The organism is Terasakiella pusilla DSM 6293, from assembly GCF_000688235.1.
GTDB lineage: Bacteria > Pseudomonadota > Alphaproteobacteria > Rhodospirillales > Terasakiellaceae > Terasakiella > Terasakiella pusilla.
In genome coordinates, this window is record NZ_JHYO01000076.1 from 1 (window position 1) to 1663 (window position 1663).

The window sequence follows — 1663 nt, forward strand, 5'->3', positions numbered from 1 at the left end:
CTTGTTAAAGCAAGCTGGACAGCTTCACGTTTAAATTCATCAGATTTTTTGAGACTCATTTATTCCTCCTGTAAATCTCAGTTTAACAGAAGGTGTCTCCAATTTTAGGGAACGGGTCCAACACGAGCTTGGTCGCGTTTTGCCAATTAAAATATGTCACCCCAACAGCCAGATTTAGCGCGCGCTGCTTCGCTGCTCGGTAGCGTCGCTTTGCGCCGCGAACTGTCGCAATAGCGCGGGCAACCTGAGGCTCGGCCCAATGACAACCAACCGATACCACCTTGAACGCGACCTTGAAGGTGCAGGACGAGGGCGCAGAGGTTTGGGGATCCAAGTCTTCGATACTTATACAGGAAAAACACGTCCAACTTCGACACTGTCTGGTGGCGAGACCTTCATTGCCGCTCTTGCACTTGCTCTTGGCTTGGCCGATATCGTCGAAAGCAACAGCGGGAAAGTCCGGTTGGACACTATTTTCATTGATGAAGGATTTGGCAGCTTAGATACAGAGAATGGAGCTGGAACTCTGGATCAAGTTCTCAATGTTTTAAATACGCTGGTTAGTCAAAATCGTGCTGTTGGATTGATTTCGCATGTACCACTCGTACAGGAAGCTGTGCCAAATGGTTTCTATGTACGGAAGAGCTTAACAGAAAGCACCGTTGAAATGCGTGGGCATATATAACGACAGCTTAAAAACAGCAAACATTATCACTTTCAATAACTTGGATGGAAAGCGTCATGGATATTCAAATTCAAGCGGTCATCAACATAGCAAAGAATGCAGGAAACAATATTTTGATGCCGAATTGGGGAAACGTTATGCGTGAAACCAAGGGCGATGGTTCACCAGTAACAGTCGTGGATCAACAGGCCAGTACATTCATTATAAATGCATTGAACGACTTAACACCTGACATACCGGTTATTTCAGAAGAGGCGAGCCTTGCTCAAAATGAAAATGCACTTGAGAGCCCAATGCGATGGGTTGTTGATCCGTTGGATGGAACTGCAACATATTTAAATGGGCCAAAATTTGGAAATACTGCTGGCTTTGGAATTCATATTGCTCTTGTAGAGTCAGGCCACCCAGAATTAGGTGTTTGCTATTTTCCCGCTCAAGAAAAATGTTACTACACAGGTGATGATGGAAAGGCATACAGCCAGATTAAACAAGAAAAGCCGGTTGAACTTTCAGCCTTAACGGAAGTAAAGGGAACAGAGTTGCGCGCCGCTGTTCCCTGGAAGGTTCATAAGCGTCCACATGATATTAACGGTCATTCTTATAAGGCTATTCCAGCCGTAGGGGGTGAGGAATTATGCAGAGTTTCCTGTGCTGATGCCGAAATCGTTTGGCACAACAGACCTGACAAAAATGAACCAATAGCTGACCGTGAAGTCTTCTCACACTGGGATATCGCTGCTGCCCATGCCGTTTTGAAAGCTGCTGGAGGTAACCTCTTTGAAATCGAAACCGGTGAAATTGTTACTTACAACAACATGAGTTTTTCTATACCGTCCTGTGTAGGCGGCTACCCCAAATTGCTAAAGAAAATTGGTTTCACTCATTCAAATTAGGCCCTAGACTCATAAATTTTTTATCCAAATGCGAACTGATGCCAGTTTAACAGCAGCGAGGAAATTCTCAGGGTTCTTATCATAA

2 protein-coding genes are annotated in these 1663 nt (G+C 44.8%); both read left to right on the forward strand.

The window, feature by feature from the left end; translation table 11 throughout:
- The first annotated feature begins 259 nt into the window (after positions 1-259).
- Positions 260-685 carry an SbcC/MukB-like Walker B domain-containing protein gene (locus tag Q397_RS0120155; RefSeq protein ID WP_028880914.1) on the forward strand — a complete coding sequence of 142 codons (426 nt, stop codon included), beginning with the start codon at positions 260-262 and terminating at the stop codon, positions 683-685.
- 56 nt (positions 686-741) lie between these two features.
- Positions 742-1578, forward strand: coding sequence for a 3'(2'),5'-bisphosphate nucleotidase CysQ family protein (locus Q397_RS0120160; protein ID WP_028880915.1), 837 nt, complete (start codon positions 742-744; stop codon positions 1576-1578).
- Positions 1579-1663 lie beyond the last annotated feature (85 nt).

Coding starts and splice junctions, on each gene's coding strand:
- Q397_RS0120155 (WP_028880914.1), top strand. CDS start 260: ATGACAACCAACCGATACCACCTTGAACGCGACCTTGAAGGTGCAGGA.
- Q397_RS0120160 (WP_028880915.1), top strand. CDS start 742: ATGGATATTCAAATTCAAGCGGTCATCAACATAGCAAAGAATGCAGGA.